At 53.3% G+C, this 17,393-nt stretch carries 14 protein-coding genes; 8 read left to right on the top strand and 6 right to left on the bottom strand.

Annotated elements, in window-relative coordinates; all coding sequences use genetic code 11:
* Positions 1–111: 111 nt before the first annotated feature.
* A complete protein-coding gene (locus ACQZQY_RS13025; RefSeq protein ID WP_056778941.1) occupies positions 112–342 on the top strand; it encodes a DNA polymerase III subunit theta in 231 nt (76 codons plus the stop codon).
* A gap of 32 nt (positions 343–374) precedes the next feature.
* Here the strand turns inward: ACQZQY_RS13025 and pip are convergent, their stop codons facing one another.
* The 4 genes from pip to dbpA form a co-directional block, all read right to left on the bottom strand.
* Positions 375–1,331, bottom strand: coding sequence for a prolyl aminopeptidase (pip, locus tag ACQZQY_RS13020; protein WP_431295741.1), 957 nt, complete (start codon positions 1,329–1,331; stop codon positions 375–377).
* A gap of 447 nt (positions 1,332–1,778) precedes the next feature.
* Entirely contained in the window at positions 1,779–3,818 is a 2,040-nt protein-coding gene (locus ACQZQY_RS13015; protein WP_217204792.1) for a S9 family peptidase, read from the bottom strand.
* A gap of 120 nt (positions 3,819–3,938) precedes the next feature.
* Entirely contained in the window at positions 3,939–4,304 is a 366-nt protein-coding gene (yebF, locus tag ACQZQY_RS13010; protein WP_136375985.1) for a protein YebF, read from the bottom strand.
* Positions 4,305–4,468: 164 nt separating this feature from the next.
* Positions 4,469–5,851, bottom strand: coding sequence for an ATP-dependent RNA helicase DbpA (gene dbpA / locus ACQZQY_RS13005; protein ID WP_056778931.1), 1,383 nt, complete (start codon positions 5,849–5,851; stop codon positions 4,469–4,471).
* A 261-nt stretch (positions 5,852–6,112) separates the two neighbouring features.
* Here dbpA and purT point away from each other — a divergent pair, with 261 nt between their 5' ends.
* On the top strand, positions 6,113–7,291 hold the full coding sequence (gene purT, locus ACQZQY_RS13000; protein WP_056778928.1) for a formate-dependent phosphoribosylglycinamide formyltransferase: 1,179 nt from the start codon (positions 6,113–6,115) through the stop codon (positions 7,289–7,291).
* Positions 7,292–7,391: 100 nt separating this feature from the next.
* On the opposite strand, the gene ACQZQY_RS12995 is transcribed toward purT, so the two are convergent.
* Positions 7,392–7,571 carry a YoaH family protein gene (locus tag ACQZQY_RS12995; protein ID WP_056778924.1) on the bottom strand — a complete coding sequence of 60 codons (180 nt, stop codon included), beginning with the start codon at positions 7,569–7,571 and terminating at the stop codon, positions 7,392–7,394.
* Between the two features lie 181 nt (positions 7,572–7,752).
* Here ACQZQY_RS12995 and pabB point away from each other — a divergent pair, with 181 nt between their 5' ends.
* The 4 genes from pabB to ACQZQY_RS12975 all read left to right on the top strand — a co-directional run bounded on the left by pabB (position 7,753) and on the right by ACQZQY_RS12975 (position 13,310).
* Positions 7,753–9,129: an aminodeoxychorismate synthase component 1 gene (gene pabB / locus ACQZQY_RS12990; RefSeq protein ID WP_431295740.1), complete on the top strand. Its 1,377-nt coding sequence runs from the start codon at positions 7,753–7,755 to the stop codon at positions 9,127–9,129.
* Positions 9,126–9,728 carry a CoA pyrophosphatase gene (locus tag ACQZQY_RS12985; RefSeq protein ID WP_431295739.1) on the top strand — a complete coding sequence of 201 codons (603 nt, stop codon included), beginning with the start codon at positions 9,126–9,128 and terminating at the stop codon, positions 9,726–9,728. The genes pabB and ACQZQY_RS12985 overlap by 4 nt, the downstream gene beginning before the upstream one ends.
* 193 nt (positions 9,729–9,921) lie before the next feature.
* Positions 9,922–11,286 carry an L-serine ammonia-lyase gene (locus ACQZQY_RS12980; RefSeq protein WP_431295738.1) on the top strand — a complete coding sequence of 455 codons (1,365 nt, stop codon included), beginning with the start codon at positions 9,922–9,924 and terminating at the stop codon, positions 11,284–11,286.
* A 431-nt stretch (positions 11,287–11,717) separates the two neighbouring features.
* Positions 11,718–13,310, top strand: a complete 1,593-nt coding sequence (locus tag ACQZQY_RS12975; protein ID WP_183846466.1) for an EAL domain-containing protein — start codon at positions 11,718–11,720, stop codon at positions 13,308–13,310.
* Positions 13,311–13,364: 54 nt separating this feature from the next.
* Here the strand turns inward: ACQZQY_RS12975 and ACQZQY_RS12970 are convergent, their stop codons facing one another.
* Entirely contained in the window at positions 13,365–14,924 is a 1,560-nt protein-coding gene (locus ACQZQY_RS12970; RefSeq protein WP_122095659.1) for a TerC family protein, read from the bottom strand.
* 606 nt (positions 14,925–15,530) lie between these two features.
* On the opposite strand from ACQZQY_RS12970, the gene manX reads away from it, so the two are divergent.
* A complete protein-coding gene (gene manX / locus ACQZQY_RS12965) occupies positions 15,531–16,493 on the top strand; it encodes a PTS mannose transporter subunit IIAB (RefSeq protein ID WP_122095660.1) in 963 nt (320 codons plus the stop codon).
* A gap of 93 nt (positions 16,494–16,586) precedes the next feature.
* Positions 16,587–17,384, top strand: coding sequence for a PTS mannose/fructose/sorbose transporter subunit IIC (locus ACQZQY_RS12960; protein ID WP_056778907.1), 798 nt, complete (start codon positions 16,587–16,589; stop codon positions 17,382–17,384).
* Positions 17,385–17,393: the final 9 nt, after the last annotated feature.

Genomic DNA, 17,393 nt, shown 5'->3' with positions numbered 1-17,393 from the left:
GCATTTAACGAAAATGGATTTTTGAGCGGAACGTAAAATTGAGCCAACGACGTTCACCCCGACGATGTGCTCGGGTACAATGCGCGCAAATGAGATGCACGGGAGGTTGCAATGAGTATCAATCTGGCAGAAATCAGTAAAGATGAGATGGATCGGATTAACATCGATCTGGCGGCTTCAGCGGTCGCTTTCAAAGAGCGTTACAACATGCCCGTTGTGGCCGAAATGGTAGAACGGCAACAGCCTGAACATCTGCGCACCTACTTTCGTGAGCGTGTGATGCATTATCGCGGGGAATCCCATAAATTCTCCCGTTTACCTTATGAACCGAAGCAAAAGTAACGTAGCTTTAGGCAAACGGGAGGGGAAAGCGATTACCGGCGGGTGGCGAATTGCTGGTTGGTACGAATCAGCTGATCGAGGATCCCAGGCTCATCAAATGAGTGCCCTGCCCCTTCGATAATATGAAGTTCAGCTTCCGGCCAGGCTTTCGCCAGGTCCCATGCGTTTTGCACCTGACAGGCCATATCATAGCGACCATGCACGATCACCGCCGGGATATGCCGGATACGGTCAACGTTACGTATCAACTGGTCATCACTGTCTATAAAGCCAAGATGCGTGAAGTAATGGTTCTCGATGCGGGCGAAGGCCAGCGCAAAGTTATCCTCACCAAATGACGCCGAACCTTCCGCAGGCAGAAGCGTGACCGTCTCCCCTTCCCACAAGCTCCAGATTTTTGCAGCCTCGAGCTGCACTGCGCGATCGCTGGATGTCAGGCGTGCGTGATAAGCGGCGATAACATCCTTGCGTTCTTCCTCGGATAAAATTGAGAGGATACGCTGCCATTTTTCAGGGAAGAATCGCGACGCGCCGTCCTGGTAATACCAGGTCAGCTCCTGTTTGCGCATGGTGAAAATACCGCGCAACACCATTTCACTGACGTGTTCGGGATGGGTCTGGGCGTAAGCCAGTGCCAACGTGGAGCCCCATGAGCCACCGAAGACCAGCCATTTTTCCACGCCCGCCAGCTTGCGCAGACGCTCAATATCTTCAACCAGATGCCATGTGGTGTTGTTGTCGAGGCTCGCATGGGGTGTGGAGCGCCCGCAGCCACGCTGATCAAACAGCATGACGTCATAATCATTGGGATCAAACAGCTGGCGATGTACCGATGAACAGCCGCCGCCCGGCCCGCCGTGAATAAAGACAGCCGGCTTGCCTTTCGGGTTTCCGCTGCGCTCCCAGTAAACCTTGTGACCATCGCCGGTATCGAGCAAGCCGCTGGCATAAGCCTCACACGGAGGATATAACCCTTTTAATTTTGGCATGACATTTCCTGTTCTATTTGGCCAGAGTATTGATAGATGTTTTTACAACTCAATAACAGCGCATCGGCCAGCCAACGACAAGTTGTTCTGCATCAAAATCGAATTTTTGTATGCTGTTCGCATACTTATCACGCAATTTCATCAGGAACTCCCGGTGATGAACCGGAAGACATGACTGTAAAGTCCTGTCAGAAACAAGAAGGGACTTGCAACCTGAGCCAATTTGGCACTAAATAGACGGGCAACCCAATCCACCAGCTTTAAAGAGAGGCAATCATGAGTAAAGGAATGGATAGCAAAAAGAATGCGAAGAAAAAGCCATTGAAAACCCCTGCCGAAAAAAAGGCTGATAAAAAAGCCAAGAAAGCATCTGCTTAACAATGTACTTCGTAGAATAAACCCGCTCAGCGCGGGTTTTTTTATGGGATTTTTCCAGGACTTGCAGGCTTAGTTTTTTGCCGCCAGCGCCAGCACAAAGGCGTATTCCAGCGCGATATCTTCGTAAGCTTTGAAACGGCCAGATTTGCCGCCGTGGCCGGAATCCATATCTGTGTGCATCAGAAGCTGGTTGCTGTCCGTTTTCACATCACGCAGTTTCGCCACCCACTTTGCCGGCTCCCAGTATTGCACCTGAGAATCATGCAGGCCGGTGGTGACCAGCATGTGCGGATATGCCTGGGCGCGCACCTGATCGTACGGGCTGTATTGCAGCATGTAGTCGTAATAGGCTTTGTCGTTCGGGTTACCCCACTCGTCATACTCGCCGGTGGTCAGCGGGATAGATTCATCCAGCATCGTTGTCACCACATCAACAAACGGAACCTGTGCCACAATGCCGTGATACAACGCCGGTGCCTGATTGATGATAGCGCCCATCAGCAAGCCGCCTGCGCTGCCCCCCATGGCGTACACCTGTTTCGCATCGCCATAACCTTCAGCGATCAGTTCTTTGGTCACGTCGATGAAATCGTTGAAGGTATTCAGTTTGTTGAACAGTTTACCGTCGTCATACCACTGCTGACCCAGCTCTGCGCCGCCGCGAATATGCGCCAGAGCAAAAACAAAACCGCGATCTAACAGGCTGAGGCGGCTGCCGCTAAACGCCGGATCCATGCTGCTGCCGTAAGAGCCGTAGCCATAAAGCATCAGCGGATTCTGGTGCGGCTTAAATAGCTCCGCGCGATAAACCAGTGAAACCGGTACTTTAACGCCGTCGCGGGCAGTGACCCAGACACGTTCACTGCGATAGTTCGCCGGATCAAAATCTTTCACTTCCTGCTGTTTGAGTAAGGTGCGTTCCTGCGTATCCAGATCCAACTCAAATAACGTACTCGGCGTGGTCATGGAAGAATAGCCATAGCGCAACAGCGAGGTGTCCGGGTCAGGGTTATAGGCCAGCCAGGTGGTGTACGTCGGGTCGTCAAACGCCAGCGACTTTTCCTCACCGGTCTGCCAGTGGATCTGGCGCAGATGCGTCAGCCCCTGCTCACGCTCTTCCACAACCAGCCAGTCACGAAACAGGCTAAAACCTTCGAGCATCACTTCATCGCGCGGCGCAATCAAAGCCTGCCAGGCGGACTCTTCACCGCGGTCACTTTGATACAGACCGAAGTTTTTACCGTCTTTATTAGAACGGATATAAAACTTGCCGAGATAATGATCGAGTGCATATTCGTGATCTTTCCGACGCGACAGGAAGACCTGCGGTGTCGCCTGCGGATCGTCAGCATCCAGCAGCAAAATCTCCGAGGTGGTGGTGCTGTCGAGATGGATCAGAATGTATTTTTCTGAGGTGGTTTTATCCAGACCCACATAGAAGGTGTCGTCTTTTTCTTCGTACACCAGTTTGTCTGTTTTCGGGTCGGTGCCGATAACGTGGCGATAAACCTGATACGGCAGCAGCGTTTTTTTGTGTTTGCGCACGTAATACAGCGTCTGCGAATCGTTCGCCCATTCGCTGCTGCCGGAGGTATTTTTCAGCAGATCGTCGGTCCAGGTTTCGTCATCCAGATTTTTGATGCGGATGTCGTACTGGCGGCGCGACAGAAAATCTTCAGCAACGGCCATCAGTTTGTTATCACGGCTGATATCCAGCCCGCCCAGCGTATAAAACTCGCTGTCTTTGGCGCGTTCGTTACCGTCGATCAACGTGCGCCAGTTTTCCGTCTCGTCTGCAGGTTGACGAAGATAGAGGGCGTATTCGTTGCCGGGCTCATAGCGTGTCTGATAACGGAAACCGTGTTTAACATAAGGAACGGAATGATCCTGCTGGGCAATGCGTGCCACCATCTCGCCATAAAGGGTTTCACGCAGCGCCTGATGCGGCTGCATGGCCTGATCGGTGTAGGCATTTTCGGCGGTCAGATAGGCCAGAACCTGAGGGTCGGTGCGGTCATCGTCACGCAACCAGTAATAATTATCGACGCGTTCATCGCCGTGTACGCTCAGGGTTTCAGGGCGTTTTTCAGCCTTTGGAGGTGTCATCATCGCGGGATCTCTTTGTCCTCTTAGTGGTGTGGTAAGAGTGACAGGTTTATGCGGGGAAACCAAGGGACGGAAAAGAAAGGAATAATGCGTCCGCTGGCTGGCAACGAACGCAGGAAATGCTTAAACGGGTGCGCTGTAGCTGATTTCGCCAAGCTGACAGTTGAGCGTCACCTGATAAGTTTTGTCAGTGTGATCGCCACGAACTTTCAGCGGTATCTCCCAGCGGGCATTATCGCCGCTGATGCTGTCCGGAACGACCCACGCCACCGGTGTGGAAGTCCCGAGGGTTTTCTTATCGGCATCCCAGCGCGGAATACGGTTTTGCAGGAAATCACGTTTAACCAGCGCTGCAATCTCATCTTTGCTGGCGGTGGAACAAGGTGCGACCGTCGCCGTTCTGACTTCAGGTTCAGCGGCCTGCGCCATCTGACTCATCCCGCTCATTCCTGCTAACGCTATTACCACGCCTGTGATCATCTTTTTCATTGTGCGTCTTCCCGCTTTTTGTCGATCGTTATCACTGACCTTGCAGGATCCATATCCCTACAACTGACAAGGTCATCGCTTGCGTCAGATAATATAATCCTCAACAAGGTAATAACACAACATTAACAATAAGACCTGCAACGCAAAAGCGGGATGAAAATCCGTTAACGCAAGATAATAGCCTTACAGTTTTTGCCTTTGATCTTACCTTCCTGCAAACGCTGTAACGCTTTTTTAGCGCTTTTCTGACGGATAGCCACGTAAGCGTGGATCGGGAACATATCGATTTTACCCACTTCCGCAGCCGTCAGACCCGCTTCACCGGTCAGAGCACCGAGGATGTCGCCGGGACGAATTTTGGCTTTACGCCCCCCGTCAATGCACAGCGTCGCCATCTCAGGATCGAGCGCCACCGGTGTCGCTGCCAGCGCCTGCGCTGCGGGCTGCCAGGTAAAGGTCTGACGGGTATAATCTTCCAGCGCGTGCACCCGCACCATCTCCTGTGGCGTCACCAGACTGACCGCCAGACCGCTGGTGCCTGCACGGCCTGTACGACCGACGCGGTGAATGTGCACTTCAGGATCGAAAGAGAGTTCGTAGTTGATGACCAGACCGAGATCTTTGATGTCCAGCCCGCGCGCAGCCACGTCTGTCGCCACCAGTACGCGGCAACTGCCGTTAGAGAAACGCACCAGCACGCGGTCACGGTCGCGCTGTTCCAGATCGCCATTCAGCGCCAGTGCGCTGATGCCTTTACCGGAAAGTGCATCACACACGTCCTGGCAGTCGCGTTTGGTATTACAGAACACCACACACGACGTCGGCTGATGCTGATACAGCACCGCCGCCAGCAGGGACAAACGCTGATGCTTATCGGCTTCGATGAAGACCTGCTTGATATCAGCAACATCTTCCTCGCCTTCAATTTCGACTTTCAGCGGCTGACGCTGAAATTTAGAGCTGATGCGCTCGATGCCATCCGGATAGGTCGCGGAGAACAACAGCGTCTGACGGGCTGGCGGTGTATAGCTGACCACATCTTCGATATCTTCGCTAAAGCCCATATCCAGCATGCGATCGGCTTCGTCCAGCACCAGCACTTTCAGCTGATCCAGTTTCAGGGTGCCTTTACGCAAATGTTCCTGAATGCGGCCCGGCGTGCCCACAACAATGTGTGGCTGACGAACCAGAGATTCCAGCTGTGGCCCGATGGACTGGCCGCCGCACAGGGTCAGGATTTTGATGTTCTGGGTGAATCGCGCCAGACGACGTAACTCTTTACTGACCTGATCCGCCAGTTCACGGGTCGGACACAGCACCAGCGCCTGCGCGTAGAACTGTGCCACGGTGATGCTGTTCAGCAGGCCGATACCGAAGGCTGCCGTTTTACCGCTGCCGGTTTTGGCTTTCGCCAGAACGTCCTGACCTTGCAGGATGGCAGGCAGAGAAGCGGCCTGAATCGGGGTCATTTCGGTATAACCCAGTTCGGTCAGGTTAGAAAGTTGCTCAGCGGGCAATGTCAGGGCTGAAAAGGAATGCGTGCTCAAGGCGATAACTCTTTATGTGAGGCAAAAATCGGGGCAGCGGCAGAGGGTCTGACGCCATGGTTTGGCTAAATGATAACAGAGACGCCCGCCGACTGCCTTAAACGGCAGAAAACGGACTGAAAAAATCCGCAGATGCTCTGGCCGGATTGCGTCGCTGAAATCGTTCGAGATACTGCGCAATCGTTTTCGTATGACATAAATTCAGATATACTGCGCGCCGAAATTCTCATTTTTCTTCATCACAGATCTGGGTACGAAGCTATGTTAACCATTGGTACTGCACTGCGCACCGGCGCCACCCGCGTCATGTTGTTAGGCTCTGGCGAACTCGGTAAAGAAGTGGCGATCGAATGCCAGCGTCTTGGCCTGGAAGTGATCGCCGTCGATCGTTACGCTGATGCACCGGCGATGCAGGTCGCTCACCGCAGCCATGTCATTAATATGCTGGACGGCGACGCCCTGAAACAGGTGATTGAAAGCGAACGCCCTGATTTCATCGTGCCGGAAATCGAAGCTATCGCCACCAGCATGCTGGTTGAACTGGAAAAACAGGGTCACAACGTGGTGCCTTGCGCTGAAGCGACGCGCCTGACCATGAATCGCGAAGGGATCCGTCGCCTGGCCGCAGAGACGCTGCAATTGCCAACGTCGAGCTACCAGTTTGCTGATGATGAAGCGTCTTTCCGCCAGGCGGTAGACGCAATCGGTTACCCGTGCATCATCAAACCGGTGATGAGCTCCTCCGGTAAAGGCCAGAGCCTGATCCGTGGCGCAGACCAGCTGCAAACCGCATGGGATTATGCGCAGCAAGGCGGCCGTGCTGGCGGCGGGCGCGTGATTGTTGAAGGGCTGGTAAAATTTGATTTCGAAATCACGCTGCTGACCATCAGCGCCGTTGACGGCATCCACTTCTGTGCGCCGATCGGCCATCGTCAGGAAGACGGTGATTACCGTGAATCATGGCAGCCGCAGCAAATGACCGAACTGGCGTTACAGCGCGCGAAAGACATCGCCGAAAAAGTGGTGAAAGCCCTGGGCGGCAAAGGCCTGTTTGGTGTCGAACTGTTTGTGTGTGGCGACGACGTGGTCTTCAGCGAAGTGTCACCGCGCCCGCACGATACCGGCATGGTGACGCTGATTTCTCAGGATCTCTCTGAGTTTGCCCTGCACGTTCGCGCCTTCCTCGGCCTGCCGGTGGGCAATATCCGCCAGTTCGGCCCTTCCGCCTCTGCCGTGATCCTGCCTGAACTGACCAGTAACAACGTGACTTTCAGCGGTCTGGAAAATGCACTGACCGGATACAATCAGATCCGCCTGTTCGGCAAACCGGAAATCAGCGGTAAACGCCGTCTGGGTGTGGCGCTGGCCATTGCCGAAAATGTGGAAGATGCCGTCGAGCAGGCGAAGCTGGCCGCCGCCGCCGTGAGTGTGAAAGGCTAATCTCAGTCAGTTCATCGCGAAAAAAAGCCGGACACCTGTAAAGGGTCCGGCTTTTTTTCATCACGAGATCGGCTCTTATAAAGCGTCTCAGGTTCGAATGTTATTCGTCTTCGTCATCAAAAATGACGGTCACGCGATCGCCTTTATGCGTCTCACGGATTTCTGCCGCAACGGTGGCAATGGCTTCGCCGCTGCTCATGCCGTTTTCCATTAACTGGCGGATACGATCGGCGGCCTGTTCTTGTTCGTTATGTGAAAGTGAAGGCATACCTGTCAGCATAGGAAATTCCTGTTGTACGTGTTGGATGAGGCAAGAGAGAAACAACACCCGCAGGCTGCGGGGTTGCACAGTATACGCCTTATTCACGCAAATCGCCTGCGCTGGTTTCCGGTGGCCTGATCTATGTTAGGATCACAGGTCTATTACATCATTTATCGCGCCAGAGAAACTGAAACCCGCCATGCAACCCGCTCACTCCGTTGTTCATCATTCGTTGCCCTATCAGCCAGATGCCTTGCTGACGCTGTTCGCGCCACTTTCTGCGTTGCCCTGGGCCATGTTGCTGCATTCGGGTGCCGCACAGCATCAGCATAACCGCTTCGACATTCTGGTGGCGGATCCGCAGATAACGCTGACCACACGTGGCAACGTCACCCTGATTGAGCAAAACGGCAGCGTGGCATCGCGAAAAGAAGATCCTTTCACCCTGCTGGAAGAGCAGCTTTCGGCCAGCGGATTACAGGCAACCAGCGCGGATGATTTTCCTTTTCAGGGCGGCGCGCTGGGTCTGTTTGGCTATGATTTAGGCCGTCGTGTCGAGACACTGCCGGATATCGCACAGCGCGATATTCATCTGCCGGACATGGCCGTCGGCATTTATGACTGGGCGCTGATCGCCGATCATCATTTACAACGTCTGACGCTGGTATGTCATGGCGATGTGCAGGCACGTCTGCGCTGGCTCGAAGCGCATGCGCAGCCGGTAAACACCGCGTCTTTTCGCCTGAATGCGCCCTGGCAGGCGAATATGAGCCGCGGGGAATATGGCGAGAAATTCCGCCAGATTCAGGAATATATTCACAGCGGTGACTGTTATCAGATCAATCTGGCGCAGCGTTTTTCCACTGATTATCAGGGAGATGAATGGCAGGCTTTCCTGCGGCTGAATCAGGCCAACCGCGCGCCGTTCTCGGCATTTCTGCGCTTGCCGGAAAACGCCGTGCTCAGCCTTTCGCCAGAACGCTTTATCTGGCTGAGGAATAAGCAGATCCAGACCCGCCCTATCAAAGGCACGTTGCCGCGCTGTGAAGATCCGCAGGAAGATGCCCGTCAGGCTGAGCGTCTGGCCGCGTCGGAAAAAGATCGGGCCGAAAATCTGATGATCGTCGATTTACTGCGTAATGACATCGGTCGCGTGGCGACGCCCGGCACCGTGCGGGTTCCCGAACTGTTTGTGGTCGAGCCTTTCCCGGCTGTTCATCATCTGGTCAGTACCATTACCGCGCAGTTACCCGACGACTGCCACGCCAGCGCCCTGCTCCGTGCCTGCTTCCCTGGCGGATCGATTACCGGTGCGCCGAAAGTACGCGCGATGGAAATCATCGAAGAACTCGAGCCGCAGCGACGAAACGGTTACTGCGGCAGTATTGCTTACCTCAGTTGTTGCGGCACCATGGACAGCAATATCACTATCCGCACGTTGCTTACCGAGCAGGGGAAAATCTACTGTTGGGCAGGCGGCGGCATCGTTGCAGACAGTCAGGAACAGGCCGAATATCAGGAGACGTTCGATAAAATTGCCCGCATCCTGCCACAGTTAGGAGACGTACAGCCGTGACGTTGCTGGAACAACAGCCGACCTTGCAGGCATTTTCGCCCGCCGTGGAAGATTTTATTCTGCGCTTTCAGTTGCAGCAGCCGCGCCTGCCCGCACCACAGCTACGTGGAACCCGTCATGCCGCGGTGCTGATCCCCATTATTTGCCGTGAACAACCAACCATTTTACTGACCCGGCGATCAGACAGCCTGCGCAAGCACCCCGGCCAGGTGGCGTTTCCCGGCGGCGCAGCCGATGCCACCGACGCGTCGATTATTGCCACCGCGCTGCGCGAGGCGCAGGAAGAAGTCGCCATTCCGCCCGAACAGGTACACGTGTTAGGCACGCTGGCACCGCAGGACAGCAGCAGCGGGTTTCAGGTGACCCCGGTCATTGGCCTGTTACCGGTGGATGTGACACTCCACCCGCAGGAAGACGAGGTGGCAGAACTGTTCGAAATGCCGCTTCAGGAAGCGTTCGATCTGGCCCGCTATCACTCTCTGGATATTCATCGCAGAGGGATCCACCACCGGGTGTATTTATCCTGGTATCAGCAACAATTTGTCTGGGGACTTACCGCGTCGATCATTCGTCAGCTGGCCCGGCAGGTTAAAGACTGACCTCAACGGTTACACATCGATCACACTTTCGCATCAAATAAGTTTATTTCATGCGAAAAATGAAACTATTGGTCTTAACCCCTTTTACACTATGGATCTACCCATAAGATCAGATCTCCCCTCGGGGCCAGATTTCAGTTATGGGTGTCAGGGATCCCGTTCCCTGCCGTTATCAATTACAGGAGTATTCGACGTGATTAGCGTTTTCGACATGTTCAAGGTCGGGATTGGCCCTTCCAGTTCCCATACTTTGGGCCCGATGAAAGCAGGCAAACAGTTCGCTGATGACCTGCTCGAACAGGGCATGATGCCTGCCGTTACGCGTGTCGCCGTGGACGTTTTTGGCTCCCTGTCACTGACAGGTAAAGGCCACCACACAGATATCGCCATTATTTTAGGTCTGGCGGGTAACCAGCCAGATACCGTCGACATCGACGGTATTCCCCACTTTATCCGCGACGTTGAGCAACGTCAGCGTTTGCCGCTGGGTGAAACGCAGCACGAAGTCGATTTCCCGCGCGACACGGGCATGGTTTTCCGGAGCGAGAATTTACCGCGTCATGAAAACGCCATGCAGATCCACGCCTTTGCCGGTGACAAACTGGTTTACAGCAAAACCTACTACTCCGTCGGCGGCGGCTTTATTGTCGATGACGAGCATTTCGGCCAGCCGGTGCTGGATGAAGTGGCGGTGCCTTTCAGCTTTAATTCGGCCAGTGAAATGCTGGAGAAGTGCAAAGAAAATGGCCTGTCGCTGTCCGGCTTGATGATGAAAAACGAGCTGGCGCAGCACAGCAAACAGGAAATCGAGCAGTATTTCGAGAAAATCTGGCACACCATGCAGGCCTGTATCGATCGCGGTTTAAACACGGAAGGCGTGCTTCCCGGCCCGCTGCGTGTCCCCCGCCGTGCCTCGGCACTGCGCCGGATGCTGGTATCAAACGATCAGCTGTCAAAAGACCCGATGAACGTCATCGACTGGGTGAACATGTTTGCGCTGGCGGTGAATGAAGAAAACGCAGCCGGCGGACGCGTGGTTACTGCACCGACGAACGGCGCCTGCGGGATTGTTCCTGCGGTGCTGGCGTACTACGACAAGTACATTCAGTCGGTCAGCCCCGACATTTATCTGCGCTATTTCCTGACGTCCGGCGCCATCGGTATTCTTTATAAGATGAATGCCTCTATTTCCGGGGCTGAAGTCGGCTGCCAGGGCGAAGTCGGCGTCGCCTGTTCTATGGCCGCTGCCGGTCTGACAGAATTGCTGGGCGGAAGCCCGGAGCAGGTCTGCGTCGCCGCAGAGATCGGGATGGAGCACAACCTCGGCCTGACCTGCGATCCTGTCGCCGGTCAGGTTCAGGTGCCGTGTATTGAGCGTAATGCGATTGCCTCGGTAAAAGCCATTAACTCAGCACGCATGGCGCTGCGCCGCACCAGTGAGCCACGGGTTTCTCTCGATAAAGTGATTGAAACCATGTACGAAACGGGTAAAGACATGAACGCCAAGTACCGTGAAACCTCCCGCGGCGGTCTGGCGATCAAGGTACAGTGCGACTGATATTACCGAGGTTTTCCTTGTGCCTGCGGCGGCGAAGAACTGTTTTTTTACCCGTTCGCCGCAGGATATATCAGCCTGGAACTGTCACTTAGTCATTAAATCTTTGTTAAGAAAAACCTGTTGTATTATCAATACTTAATGGCCGTGAGACTTGCTTATACCCTGCAGGTGCGGCATGCTGATTTCCGCTTGTTTTGCCGCACAGACTGCTTCACTCTGTACCACCACGTATAAGATAAAATGAACAGACGCTAAGTAAGTGACAACGTCACAGATCTGGATTTTCTCTGATTTTCCTTCTTCACGCAGGAAGAGCATCCGGCGATTTACGGCTACTATCAATAATAATGAAACGGCTGTTTTGCATCGGTAAACCTTTAAAATGAACACTTGTAAGCCTGCACTTTACACGGGATAAAAGGATTAGAACGATGCTGTTCTCCCAGACCGGACTTGCGAAGTATCGCTACTATCGCCTTGCACTGGCCGGCGCGATGGGTATTTTTACCCTGCTGTTAACACTCAGTATCCGTATTTATGAACAAAGCCAGGTGATCACCGCCGATCAGCAACGCGTCGCCTTACACACCGTTCAGAAACTCGAAAAACTGCTTGAACCCGCTATACCTGCTGCGCAATCCACCCCTGTCGATCCGGCGCTGACCTGCCGTGAATTACAACCGGCCTTGCAGCAAACTGTCGCTCTGATGCAGACATTGCGTTCTATCACCCTCGTCAATAATGGCACCATCACCTGCTCAAGCCTGATTGGTGCACTGGATCTCAGCCTCGATAAAACGCTGCCCGATATCGCGCAAGGCAAAACGCGGCTGGAACTTCGCGCTGCGAAATTAAGCCGGCTGAACATTCCTACCCTGCTGCTCTGGCAGCCCGCTACGCCCGATAATCTCAACGGTCAGCTGTTTGTGTATAACATCGGGATCCTGTCGAATTTCCTGCTCGAACCGCAGCCGCCGTATGCGCGCCATATTGTTCTGAACGTCATGAAGCAAAGTCTGGAATATGGAAAGAACGAAATTATTCCCAGTGTGAATTTGCCGCAGCAGCCATTACTGACCGTCACGTCGCCAAATTATGATTTCACCGTGTCCATTTATGGCGAAGAGGCCTCGGCGCTGGCGTGGTCAGAGCTGGCGTCTCATCTGCCTCTTTCCATGTTGATAAGCTTACTGACGGCGACAGCAGTCTATTTATTGTCAGGCAGCCGGATAAGCCTTGCCTATCCGATAAGCCACGGGATTTCGCACCGCGAATTTAAGGTGTATTGCCAGCCCATTATTAACAGCGTCGATGGCCGCTGCATCGGCGTGGAAACGCTGATGCGCTGGAAAAATCGCAGGCAGGAGTGGGTGTCGCCAGATGTGTTTATTCCGCTCGCCGAGCAGCACGGATTAATCATCGCGCTCACCCGCTATCTGATTAAAACCGTCACCGATAATCTCGCCGTTTTCCCCGCCACGTCGGGGTTTTACGTCAGTATTAACGTCGCAGCGCAGCACTTCAATAATATGGAAATTGTGGATGATATCCGCAAAATCTGGCTTCCGGCAGAGCCTTCCGTCTCACTGATGCTGGAACTAACGGAACGCACGCGGTTGCAGGAGCTCAGAGCTGCCGAGATTTCTCAACTGAAGGAGATGGGAATTTTACTGGCCATCGATGATTTTGGTACCGGCCACAGTTCACTGAGTTATCTGAAAACGCTCAACCCAGACGTGCTGAAGATCGACCAGGCGTTTACTGCCTCAATTGGCACCGATGCCATCAATGCCACGGTGACGGATACGATCATCACGCTGGCGCAGCGCCTTAATCTGAAACTGATTGCCGAAGGGGTGGAAACCCGTGAGCAGGTTGATTATTTACGTAAACGTAAAGTCGACTCCCTGCAGGGCTACTATTTTGCCCGGCCAATGCCGATTGAAGTGTTTCCGATCTGGCTGGCGCGCTACGAGAAATCGACCCAGGCACTGCAGCCGGTTGAAGATGAGTCTGACGAATAACAGCCATAAAAAACGGCGACCGAAGTCGCCGTTCTCAGCAGAAGTACACCGCGGTTACTGGTCTTCTTCCCACCCGTTTTCAGACTGAATTTTCGTTATCCGTACACGCTCAATACGGTAATCCGTCACTTCAAGGATTTCGAAGTGCAGCGACGCCATATCAATCACTTCACCGGCCACAGGCATCTGACCTGATTTCGACAACAGCAGCCCCGCCAGTGATGCAAAATCATCGTCCGGGCTGACCAGGGTGTTGATGTCCAGGATCTGCTGCAACAGATGTAAATCCGTGCCCCCTTTGGCAATCCAGGCGTCGCCATCAGCAATCACGTCAGGCGTTTCATCTTCATCAGGGAATTCACCGGCAATCGCCTCCAGCACGTCCAGCGGCGTAACCAGCCCCTGAATCACACCAAACTCGTTGCTGACCACCACCAGACGCCCTTTCGCTTTGCGCAGCACCGCCAGCAGATTGATGACATCCATGGTTTCCGGCACCACGATGGGCGGCGTTTTTTCGGCAAAGGCCACGATACTTTCACCGTTTTCCAGCGCCACCAGCAGATCCTTCGCACGCACCACACCGATCACGTCATCCAGTGAATGGCGGCAAATCGGGAACAGGCTGTGCGGCGTATCCAGCAACTGACTGCGGATTTCTGCCGGAGAACGTTCGCAGTCCACCCAGGATATTTCGGTACGCGGCGTCATAATGCTGCGCAGGGAGCGTGATGCCAGCGTCAGTACGCCGGTGATCATGTGTCGCTCTTCTTCGGCAAACGTCTCATTCGCAGGCAGCACATCACCGGAAGGTTCATCTTCATTCTGATGCTGGCGTTTCCCGCCCATCAGACGCTGAATCGCCTCGGCGGTACGTTCACGCATCGGCCTGGTGGACTGGCTTTTCAGGAAGTTACGACGGGCAATCTGGTTAAACAATTCAATCAGAATGGAGAAGCCGATCGCAGCGTACAGATAACCTTTCGGAATGTGGAAGCCAAAACCTTCCGCAATCAGGCTCAGACCGATCATCAGCAGGAAGCTGAGACACAGCACCACCACCGTCGGATGATTGTTCACAAAGCGCGTCAGCGATTTCGACGCCATCAGCATGACGCCCATGGCAATGATAACCGCCGTCATCATGACGTACAGGTTATTCACCATGCCGACCGCCGTGATCACCGCATCGAGAGAGAAGACGGCATCCAGCACCACAATCTGGGCGACGACCGACCAGAAGCTGGCGTACCCACGATTTTGTGAACCGTGCTCTTCATGCCCTTCCAGCCTTTCATGCAGCTCTGTCGTCGCCTTGAACAGCAGGAAAACCCCGCCGAGTAACAGGATCAGATCACGACCAGAGAAACTAAACTGAGCAATGCTGAACAGCGGCGTGGTCAGTTTGACCATCCACGAAATCAGCGACAGCAGACCTAAACGCATGATCAGGGCTAATGACAAGCCGATGATACGCGCTTTATCACGCTGTTTTGGCGGCAGTTTGTCCGCAAGAATGGCAATAAAGACCAGATTGTCGATACCCAGAACAATTTCCAGTACGACAAGTGTCAGCAAACCGACCCATATTGAAGGGTCCATCAAAAATTCCATGTCAGACTCCGCAATGAGTTAAAGAAAAAAGACGCAAAGAAACGCGATTCGCGGAGCCTTCAGACGCCCGGCAAAATGTTTTAACTGGATAACTCACAGATGAAAGCGGTTTCAGTGCGGCAAAAATCAGGCCCATTGGGGCGGATTTGCCGGTATTGATGAGGTGAAGAAGCGAAGAATAGTGACGTCGGTGACAGTCCATAGGGAGGGCTGAGGCCCGGTACTCCTGTTCAATTATTTGGAAAATCACTTTATCAGGAATGATTATCAGGGGAAAGTATGATCTTTTACCTCCAGCATCATTCTGAAACATCTATGCTGTTTTATTGTGCACGTGAAAGCGTATTCACAATACGTCGTTGAATAACGGACAGTCGTCACAAAAATTATTTTTTCACACACTAAAATAAATCACGTTGCACAACCTGTTGAGGTTCTGCTGTTTTACTGTTTATCAGTGTTATCAGAAATTAACGGACGTTCTTTGAGTTGAGTCTCATGCAGGGAATGCCCTGTCCGCCTCAGGAATAAAAACGGGCGGATGTCATCGTCAGCACCATTACTTATGTGCATAACTCTTAACGGAGTTAACAGAGGAGGTAGCGAGTGAGTATTGCTATTATCATCGGCACGCACGGGTCAGCAGCTGAGCAGTTGCTGAAAACAGCGGAAATGATTTTAGGTGAACAGGATAACGTCGCCTATATCGATTTCGTACCCGGCGAGAACGCCGAAACCCTGATCGAAAAGTACACGGCAAAGTTGGGTGGTTTAGACACCAGCAGCGGCGTCCTTTTCCTGGTCGACACCTGGGGTGGCAGCCCGTTTAACGCCGCTAGCCGCATTGTTGTCGATAAGGAAAATTACGAAGTTGTCACCGGTGTGAATATCCCAATGCTGGCAGAAACGTTCATGGCACGTGATGACAACCCCTCTTTCGCAGAGCTGGTTGCCATTGCCGTGGAAACCGGACGTATTGGCGTGAAAGCGCTGAAAACCCCGGAACCTGCCACCGAAGCGCCTGTCGCCGCACCTGTGCCAAAAAAAGCCGCCCCGGTTCAACCTTCCGGCCCGAATGACTACATGAAGATCGGTCTTGCCCGTATTGATGACCGTTTGATCCATGGCCAGGTAGCGACCCGCTGGACCAAAGAAACCAACGTCAACCGCATTATTGTTATCAGCGATGAAGTCGCTGCCGATACCGTGCGTAAAACGTTGCTGACTCAGGTTGCCCCTCCCGGTGTTACCGCACACGTTGTCGATGTGGAGAAAGCTATCCGTGTCTACAACAACCCAAAATACGCAGGCGACCGTGTGATGTTGCTGTTCACCAATCCAACCGACGTGTTGCGTGTGGTGGAAGGTGGCATAAAGATTACGACCGTCAATATCGGTGGTATGGCATTCCGTCAGGGTAAAACCCAGGTGAATAATGCCGTGTCCGTCGACGAGAAAGATATCGAAGCATTCAAAAAACTGGATGCCAAAGGTATTGAACTTGAAGTGCGTAAAGTGTCCTCGGATTCACGTCTCAAGATGATGGATCTTATTAATAAGATGAATTAATAAGCACATGCCTTTCGGGCAGATGACCTCAACGTTATCTGTACCCTGTGTGCTTGTTTTTACTCAGCGTCCTTTGGTCATAGGAGAAGTGCAATGGAGATCACCACACTACAAATTGTGCTGATATTTATTGTTGCATGTATTGCCGGGATGGGTTCGATTCTGGATGAGTTCCAGTTTCACCGTCCGTTAGTTGCCTGTACTTTGATCGGTTTTGTTCTGGGTGATGTTAAAACCGGGATCATCATCGGCGGTACTTTGGAAATGATCGCTTTGGGCTGGATGAACATCGGTGCTGCTGTTGCGCCAGATGCTGCTCTCGCCTCTATCATCTCGACCATTCTGGTTATTGCCGGCGGACAGTCTGTCGGTGCGGGTATCGCGCTGGCGATCCCTCTGGCAGCTGCCGGCCAGGTATTAACCATTATCGTTCGTACCATCACCGTTGCCTTCCAGCACGCTGCTGATAAAGCCGCTGAGAAAGGGAATCTGAGCGCCATCACCTGGATCCACGTTTCGGCACTGGTTCTTCAGGCAATGCGTATCGCCATTCCAGCCGTGATTGTTGCTGTTTCTGTGGGTACTGCCATCGTTCATGATCTGCTGGCATCGATTCCGGAAGTGGTCACCAACGGCCTGAATATCGCGGGTGGTATGATTGTTGTTGTCGGTTACGCCATGGTCATCAACATGATGCGTGCTGGCTACCTGATGCCTTTCTTCTACCTCGGTTTCGTCACTGCGGCATTCACTAACTTCAACCTGGTTGCACTGGGTGTAATTGGTGTGGTGATGGCAGTGCTTTACATCCAGTTGAGCCCGAAATACAACAAATCTGCGCAAGCAGCGGCGGCTCCGGGTGTTAACGATCTCGATAACGAATTGGATTAAGGGTGAAGG

Origin of the sequence: Rahnella sp. PAMC25559 (genome assembly GCF_050632365.1) — a bacterium.
Classification (GTDB): domain Bacteria; phylum Pseudomonadota; class Gammaproteobacteria; order Enterobacterales; family Enterobacteriaceae; genus Rahnella; species Rahnella rivi.
The sequence above is the reverse complement of the archived record's forward strand: the minus strand, read 5'-3'. Positions and strand labels throughout refer to the sequence as shown.

What these genes read in the sequence shown, in the direction of transcription:
- ACQZQY_RS13025 (WP_056778941.1), top strand. Translation starts at nt 112, where the DNA reads ATGAGTATCAATCTGGCAGAAATCAGTAAAGATGAGATGGATCGGATT.
- pip (WP_431295741.1), bottom strand. Translation starts at nt 1,331, where the DNA reads ATGCCAAAATTAAAAGGGTTATATCCTCCGTGTGAGGCTTATGCCAGC.
- ACQZQY_RS13015 (WP_217204792.1), bottom strand. Translation starts at nt 3,818, where the DNA reads ATGATGACACCTCCAAAGGCTGAAAAACGCCCTGAAACCCTGAGCGTA.
- yebF (WP_136375985.1), bottom strand. Translation starts at nt 4,304, where the DNA reads ATGAAAAAGATGATCACAGGCGTGGTAATAGCGTTAGCAGGAATGAGC.
- purT (WP_056778928.1), top strand. Translation starts at nt 6,113, where the DNA reads ATGTTAACCATTGGTACTGCACTGCGCACCGGCGCCACCCGCGTCATG.
- ACQZQY_RS12995 (WP_056778924.1), bottom strand. Translation starts at nt 7,571, where the DNA reads ATGCTGACAGGTATGCCTTCACTTTCACATAACGAACAAGAACAGGCC.
- pabB (WP_431295740.1), top strand. Translation starts at nt 7,753, where the DNA reads ATGCAACCCGCTCACTCCGTTGTTCATCATTCGTTGCCCTATCAGCCA.
- ACQZQY_RS12975 (WP_183846466.1), top strand. Translation starts at nt 11,718, where the DNA reads ATGCTGTTCTCCCAGACCGGACTTGCGAAGTATCGCTACTATCGCCTT.
- ACQZQY_RS12970 (WP_122095659.1), bottom strand. Translation starts at nt 14,924, where the DNA reads ATGGAATTTTTGATGGACCCTTCAATATGGGTCGGTTTGCTGACACTT.
- ACQZQY_RS12960 (WP_056778907.1), top strand. Translation starts at nt 16,587, where the DNA reads ATGGAGATCACCACACTACAAATTGTGCTGATATTTATTGTTGCATGT.